Genomic DNA, 6,749 nt, shown 5'->3' with positions numbered 1-6,749 from the left:
CTCCTGTCGGGCTGGTACGAGGCGCAGGTGCTCTCGGACGGGTTCGGCTTCCCGAGCGGGCACGCCACCGGCGGCGCGGCGGCGTACCTCGCGCTCGCACTGCTGTACGACCGGCTCTGGACCGACCGCGCTCGCTACCTCGCGGCCGGGGCGGTCGCCGTCGCCGTCGCGGCCTCGCGGGTCGTCATCGAAGTCCACTACCTCGTCGACGTGCTCGCCGGCCTGCTCGTCGGCGCGGGGACCGTCGCCGTTGCCCTGCGGCTCGCCGGCGACCCGCGGGTCCGCGGCTCGCCCGGCACGGACGCGGCGGCCGGACCGACCGCCGATCTGAACCCCGCACCGGCGTTCGCCCTCGCGGCGGTCGTCTCCGCGGGCGCGCTGGCCGTCGCCGTCGCCGGCGGGCACACGGGGGAAGTCGTCGAGGCAGGGATCGGGATCGCCACCGGTGCCGGGGGCGCGATCGGCTGGCGGTTCGTCGACGGCGAGGAGCCGTCGGTCCCGCCCCGCGTCGCCGTCCCCGCGCTCGCGGTCACCGGCGGCCTCTGGGTCGGCGCGTACGCCCTCGCGGGGACGCTGCCGGTGACGCTGGTCGCGACGACCGCCGCCGTGGTCGCCGTCGTCGCGCTCCCGGCGCTGTCCGGGCGGATCGAGCGGTCGCTCGCCGAGTGACGCGGCGTCGGAAAAAGTCCCGTCGCGGACCGCGGTCGGGGGCTACTCGACTCGGACCGGGCTCAGAACGTCTCCAGGTAGCGGTCCTCCTCCCACTGCGACACCTGGGTGAGGTACTCGCTGAACTCCTGAGACTTCGCCTCGGCGAACTTCTCGGAGGTGTGCGGGCCGAGCGCCTCCTGGAGCACCTCGTCGGTCTCCAACTCCTCGACCGCGGCGCCGAGGTTCGGGGGCAGCGTCTCGATGCCGTACTCCTCGCGCTTCGCGTCGTCGAACTCGTAGATGTCCTCGCGGACCGGGTCGCCCGGGTCGGCGCCGGTCTTGATCCCGTCGAGGCCGGCGGCGATGAGCGACGCCATGCCGAGGTAGGGGTTACAGGACGGGTCGGGGCTGCGGACCTCGAAGCGCGCGGAGACGCCCGCGGCGTCCGGGACGCGGACGAGCGCCGAGCGGTTCGTGTCGGACCACGCGACGTAGATCGGGGCCTCGTAGCCGGGCACCAGCCGCTTGTAGGAGTTCACGGTCGGGTTCGTGACCGCCGTGAACGCGGGGGCGTGGTTCAGGATGCCGCCCATGAACTGGTAGGCCGTCTCGCTCAGGTTGAACTCGTCGGAGTCGTCGGCGAAGGCGTTGCTGTCCTCGTCGAACAGCGAGATGTGGCTGTGCATGCCCGAGCCGTTGATGTCGGCGATGGGCTTGGGCATGAACGTCGCGTGGAGGTCGTGCTGCTCGGCGACCGCGCGAACGACGGCGCGGAACGTCGCGATGTTGTCCGCGGTCGTGAGCGCGTCGGCGTACTTGAAGTTGATCTCGTGTTGGCCCTCCGCGACCTCGTGGTGGGAGGCCTCGATCTCGAAGCCCATCTCCTCTAAGGTGAAGATGATCTCCTTGCGCACGTCGGACGCGAGGTCCTTCGGGGCGAGATCGAAGTAGCCGCCGTTGTCGTGCGGGATGGTCGTCGCGTTGCCGTCGTCGTCCTTCTCGAACAGGAAGAACTCCGGCTCCGGCCCGATCGAGACGGAGTAGCCCATCTCCTCGGCCTCGGCGAGGACCGACTTCAGGACCTGCCGCGGCCCGCCGACGAACGGCTCGCCGTCGGTGTCGACGATGTCACAGATGAGCCGCGCCGCGCCCGAGTCGCCGTCGTTGCGCCACGGGAGCACCGCGAACGTGTCGGGGTCGGGGACGAGCCGCATGTCCGACTCCTGGATGCGCACGAACCCCTCGATTGAGGAGCCGTCGAAGTAGATGCCTTCGGTGAACGCCTTCTCCGCCTGGTGGGCGGGGACGGAGACGTTCTTCACGACGCCGAGGATGTCAGTGAACTGAAGCCGCAGGAAATCGACGTTCTGCTCCTCGATCTCGTCGAGTACCGCCTGTTCCTCGGCCGTGAGGCCGCCGTCCGGTTTCGCGTGTTCGTCCGTCATGTTCTGGACGTTTGATTCGTTATCTGCCAGTATAAAGGCCTTATCGCTTGGCGCATGAACCGCCGGACAGGCAAAACTGCTGGACGTTCGTAAAATTCTAAACCCCCGAAAGCGTGGTTAGGTGTGATGACGTACGAAAACCTCGACGCGAAGCTCATCAACTCGCTGCTCAGCAACGGCCGCGCGAGTCTCCGGAGCTTGGGCGACGAGCTCGACGTATCGGTGACGACCGTTTCGAACCACCTGCGCGACCTCGAAGAGGAAGGCGTCATTCGGGGGTACACGCCCGTCGTCGACTACGACAAGCTCGGCTACGACGTGACCGCCGTGCTCCAGCTCAAGGTCGAAGGGAGCGCGCTACCGGACGTGACCGAGAAGCTGCGGCAGGAGAAACAGATGGTGAGCGTCTACGAGGTCACCGGGGATTACGACGTGATCGCCATCGGGAAGTTTACCGACACGGACGGGATGAACGACCAGATCAAGTCGATCCTCACGGACGCGGACATCCGGGAGTCGAACACGAGCGTCGTCCTCAACGCGGTCACGGAGAACGAGCAGTTCGACCTCGACGTCAAGGAGTAGTTCGGCCGCCGCCGGGGCCCTCTCCGCGCCGCCGACACCTCTCTTCGTACCGGCGCGAGCCGTCCCCGCGCTGCCCGCTGCCGGCTCAGTCTCTCCGCCGCTCCGCCGCCGCCTCCAGCGTCTCCACCGCCGGGAGCGGCTCGCCCGTCAGCGCGCGGATGTACGCGCCGCCCGCGATGGAGACGTGCGAGAAGTCCGCCTCGCTCAGCCCGTACATCTCGATGGCCCGCGAGGTGTCGCCCCCGCCGACGACCGAGAAGCAGTCCGTCTCCGCGATGGCGTCGAGGACGCCCACGGTGCCGTCGGCGAACCGCTCGTCCTCGAAGACGCCGAGCGCGCCCTTCACGAAGACCGCGTCGGACTCGCGGATCGCCGGCTCGTAGTCGGCGACCGTCGTCGCCCCCACGTCGAGGTACCCCGTCTCCTTCTCGCCGATGTCGTCGACGGGGACCTCAGCGCGCTCGCCGTCGGGACCCTCGTACGCAAGGTCGCTCGCGAGGCGGATCGCGTCGCCGCGCTCGTCGAGGACCGACTCGATCAGCTCGCGGTTCCGCTCCCACTGCTCGTCGAAGAGGTCCATCTCGCCCACGTCGCGGCCGACGGGGTGACCCGCGGCGCGGAGGAACAGCTCGCCGGCGACGCCGCCGAGGAGGAAGCGGTCGACGCGGTCGTCGAGGGCGTCCATTACGCCGATCACGTCGGTCGCCTTCGTCCCCCCGACGACCATCGTGACCGGGCCGTCGAACTCGCGGGTCGCGATCGCGGTGTTCGCCTCGTACTCCGTCTCCATCACGCGGCCCGCGTACGCGGGGAGGACGAGCGGGAAGCCGACGAGCGAGGCGTGCTTCCGGTGGGCCGCCGAGTAGGCGTCGTTGACGTACGCGTCGAACAGCGGCGCGAGCGTCCGGACGAACTCCGTCTCGGCCTTCTCTTCGGGCGACGCCTCCGGAAGCTCGTCGTCGCACATCCGCGTGTTCTCCAGCAGGAGGATCTCTCCCGCGTCGAGCGCGTCGATCGCCTCCAGCGCCTCGTCGCCGTACGTGTCGGCCACGAACCCAACGTCGCGGCCGACGCGGTCGGCGAGGATCTCGGCGTGGCCGCCGAGGGACGTGAAGTCGTCGCGACCGGGTCGGCCCTGATGGGCCAGCAGGACGACGCGGTGTCCCGCCTCGGCCAGCTCGCGGACGGTCTCCGCGTGGCGCTCGAAGCGGCGGTTGTCCTGCGGTGTTCCGTCCTCGATGGGCGAGTTGAGGTCCAGTCGGGCGAGGACGCGCGAGTCTGCCGAGAGGTCGTCGAGGGTGTTGAACGCGGGCATGGGTGAGGAGTCGTCGATGAGCTCGTTAAGCGGTTGCGCTCCGGGGGAACGTTGCCGTCCGAAGGTCCGTCCCGTCGAACGGGCGGTGCGTGTCGAGCGCGTCGGTCCCGACGCGCCAGACGAACCGGCCGTCTACGCCTCGTCGTGGACGTACGCGGCCATGTCGAGCAGCCGGTTCGAGAAGCCGTACTCGTTGTCGTACCAGGTGAGGATCTTCAGCAGCTTCCCGCCGGCGATGACGTTCGTCGACTGGAGGTCGACGTAGCTGGAGAACGGGAGGCCGACGATGTCGGAGGAGACGACCTCGTCGTCGGTGTAGCCGAGAACGCCCGCGAGCGGACCGGAGTCGGCGGCTTCGCGGAAGGCGGCGTTGACCTCCTCCTCGGTGACGGTCTCGTCGAGGCTGACGACGAACTCGGTGAGGGAGCCGGTCGGGACCGGGACGCGCATCGCCATGCCGTCGATCTTCCCCTCCAGCTGCGGGAGGACCTTCTGCGCCGCGCCCGCGGCGCCCGTCGAGGTGGGAACGATGTTCTCGGCAGCCGCGCGGCCGCGGCGACGCTTGCTCATCGGCCCGTCGATGAGGCTCTGCGAGCCCGTGTAGGCGTGGACGGTGGTGAGGGTACCGGCGTCGATGCCGAACTCCGCGTCGAGCACCTTCGCGACCGGCGTGATGGAGTTCGTCGTACAGGAGGCGTTCGAGATCACGTCGTCGCCCTCGTACTCGTCGTGGTTGACGCCGTAGACGAGCTGTTTGACCGGCTTGTCGCCCTTCGGAGGCGCCGAGATGATCACGGTGTCGGCGCCGCCGTCGAGGTGCGCGCTCGCGTCGTCGCGGGTGCGGAAGACGCCCGTACACTCTAGGGCGACGTCGACGTCGAGCTCGTCCCACGGGAGGTCGGCGGGGTCCTGAACGTTGAACAGCGGGACGGCCGTGTCGCCGACCGTCAGCTCATCGCCGTCGCGCTCGACGCCGTCGAGACGACCCATGACGGTGTCGTACTTCGCGAGATACCCCATGTCGTCGAAGTCCATCACGTCGTTGATCCCGACGAGTTCGATCCGCGGGCTCTCTAACACCGCGCGGAACACGTTGCGCCCGATGCGACCGAAGCCGTTGAGCCCCACCCGCACGACCTCGTCGTCGCTCACGTCGTCACCGGCCGCCAGATTCGATTTACTCATATTCGAAAAAGCCGAGCCGCAACTACTTAAATCCGGCCCAGTCGCGGCGAGACCGTCATAATCGTTGGAATTTGTTACGGCCGGTGTCGCGTCTCGCGGCCGAGGGCCCGCGACGGCGGCCGCTCGTCGTCCGCCGGATCGCTGCTTTCCCGCGGCGGATAGCGGCCGATACGGCGACCGACAGAAGGCTTATCGGGGTCACCGACCTCACGGAAGGTATGGACAGAGACGACCGCGACGATCCGTTCGGAGACTTCTTCGAGGAGATCGAGCGGATGATGAACGAGATGGCCACCGGCGACGCTCCGTCGGCCGACGACGCCGGGTTCGGCTCCGACACCCACGTCGACGCGTACACCACCGAGGAGTCGGTGCGGCTCGTCGCCGACCTCCCCGCCGTCTCGAAGGAGGACCTCTCGCTCCGCTGCGACGGCGACGCGCTCACCATCTCCGCGGTCTCCGACCGGCGCGAGTACGACGAGACGGTCGACCTCCCCGCGCCCGTCGACGAGCACTCCGCCGACGCGACGTTCAACAACGGCGTCCTCGAGGTCTCGTTCGACCGCGACGAGGACAGCGCGTCGATCGACCTCGTCTGAGCCGGCCCGCCTCCCGGGGCTCGCTCGCTCTCCTCACTCCTCCTCGGCGGTCCGCCGGACGAGCGCCGCGAACCGGTCGTAGAAGCCGTCCTCGTACTTCGTCGCGGCGTCGACCGTCGGCCGCGCGTTCGTCTCGTTGACGACGAGCCGGTCGTCGGTCGCGAGCAGGTCGACGCCGAGGTAGTCGATCCCCAGCGCCGCGGCCGCGCGCTCCGCGAGGTCGCGCGCTCGCGGATCGAGGTCGACGCCGCGAGCGGTCGCACCGCGGTGGACGTTGTGTTTCCACCGGCCGGCCGCGAGCGCGTCGGCGTCGAGTTCGCGTTCCACCGCCCCGGCGTACGCGCCGTCGACGACCATCGCGCGGTAGTCGCGCGCGTCGGGAAGGTACTCCTGAAGCAGGAACGACTTGTCGCCGGTCGCGCGGTAGTCGTGGATCAGGTTCAGGTAGTCGACGACGCCCAGCAGCGAGTCGAGGTCGGTCGCGGTCGCGACGCCCACCCCGCGGGTCGCGGAGTTCGGCTTCACGACGACCGGGTAGGAGAACTCGCTCGCGGCGTCGACGACGACCGACTCGTCGACGGGGTTCGACACGAGCGTCGTCTTCGGCGTCGGGAGGCCGGCGGCGGAGAGCGCCGCCAGCACGCCGGCCTTGTTGCGCGAAGTCACGACCGCGTCGCGGCCGTTCACCCACGGCACGCCCAGCCGCTCGTCGACGACCGCGCCCTCCATGAGCCGGGTGGGGTAGACGAGGCCGACGTCGAAGTCGGCGAACTCGTCGGGGTCGCCCGCGCCGTCTCGCGCCGCCGCGCCGCCCGAGACGCGCAGCGCTCGCTCTTTCGCTCGGACGTGACCGACGTCGATGCCGCGGTCCGCGAGGGGCCCGCGCACGCGCTCGAACGTCTCCGCGTCGGTGGTCATCGCGAGCCGGAGCATAACCGTGTTGGGGGCCGTTCGGACTTAAAAACGGCG

General features: G+C 69.4%; 7 protein-coding genes. 3 read left to right on the top strand and 4 right to left on the bottom strand.

Annotated elements, in window-relative coordinates; translation table 11 throughout:
• Positions 1-669: phosphatase PAP2 family protein (locus tag B9H04_RS04675; protein ID WP_085682488.1), on the top strand; the 669-nt coding region annotated here is incomplete at its 5' end.
• A 62-nt stretch (positions 670-731) separates the two neighbouring features.
• Here the strand turns inward: B9H04_RS04675 and glnA are convergent.
• Positions 732-2,096 (bottom strand): type I glutamate--ammonia ligase, encoded by a 1,365-nt coding sequence (glnA, locus tag B9H04_RS04670; protein ID WP_049930213.1) that lies wholly within the window; start codon positions 2,094-2,096, stop codon positions 732-734.
• 126 nt (positions 2,097-2,222) lie between these two features.
• On the opposite strand from glnA, the gene lrp reads away from it, so the two are divergent.
• Positions 2,223-2,681: an HTH-type transcriptional regulator Lrp gene (gene lrp / locus B9H04_RS04665; protein ID WP_008441157.1), complete on the top strand. Its 459-nt coding sequence runs from the start codon at positions 2,223-2,225 to the stop codon at positions 2,679-2,681.
• 85 nt (positions 2,682-2,766) lie between these two features.
• Here the strand turns inward: lrp and B9H04_RS04660 are convergent, their stop codons facing one another.
• Both B9H04_RS04660 and gap read right to left on the bottom strand, forming a co-directional pair.
• The gene (locus tag B9H04_RS04660; protein WP_049930214.1) at positions 2,767-3,996 is read right to left on the bottom strand and encodes a phosphoglycerate kinase; all 1,230 of its coding nucleotides are present in this window, start codon (positions 3,994-3,996) and stop codon (positions 2,767-2,769) included.
• Between the two features lie 132 nt (positions 3,997-4,128).
• Positions 4,129-5,181 carry a type I glyceraldehyde-3-phosphate dehydrogenase gene (gap, locus tag B9H04_RS04655; RefSeq protein ID WP_049930217.1) on the bottom strand — a complete coding sequence of 351 codons (1,053 nt, stop codon included), beginning with the start codon at positions 5,179-5,181 and terminating at the stop codon, positions 4,129-4,131.
• Between the two features lie 218 nt (positions 5,182-5,399).
• Between gap and B9H04_RS04650 the strand changes: the two genes are divergently transcribed.
• Entirely contained in the window at positions 5,400-5,780 is a 381-nt protein-coding gene (locus B9H04_RS04650) for an Hsp20/alpha crystallin family protein (RefSeq protein ID WP_049930219.1), read from the top strand.
• Between the two features lie 33 nt (positions 5,781-5,813).
• On the opposite strand, the gene B9H04_RS04645 is transcribed toward B9H04_RS04650, so the two are convergent.
• Entirely contained in the window at positions 5,814-6,713 is a 900-nt protein-coding gene (locus B9H04_RS04645) for an ATP-grasp domain-containing protein (RefSeq protein WP_049930221.1), read from the bottom strand.
• Positions 6,714-6,749 lie beyond the last annotated feature (36 nt).

Source organism: Halorubrum ezzemoulense DSM 17463, from assembly GCF_002114285.1.
GTDB classification, from domain to species: domain Archaea; phylum Halobacteriota; class Halobacteria; order Halobacteriales; family Haloferacaceae; genus Halorubrum; species Halorubrum ezzemoulense.
The sequence above is the reverse complement of the archived record's forward strand: the minus strand, read 5'-3'. Positions and strand labels throughout refer to the sequence as shown.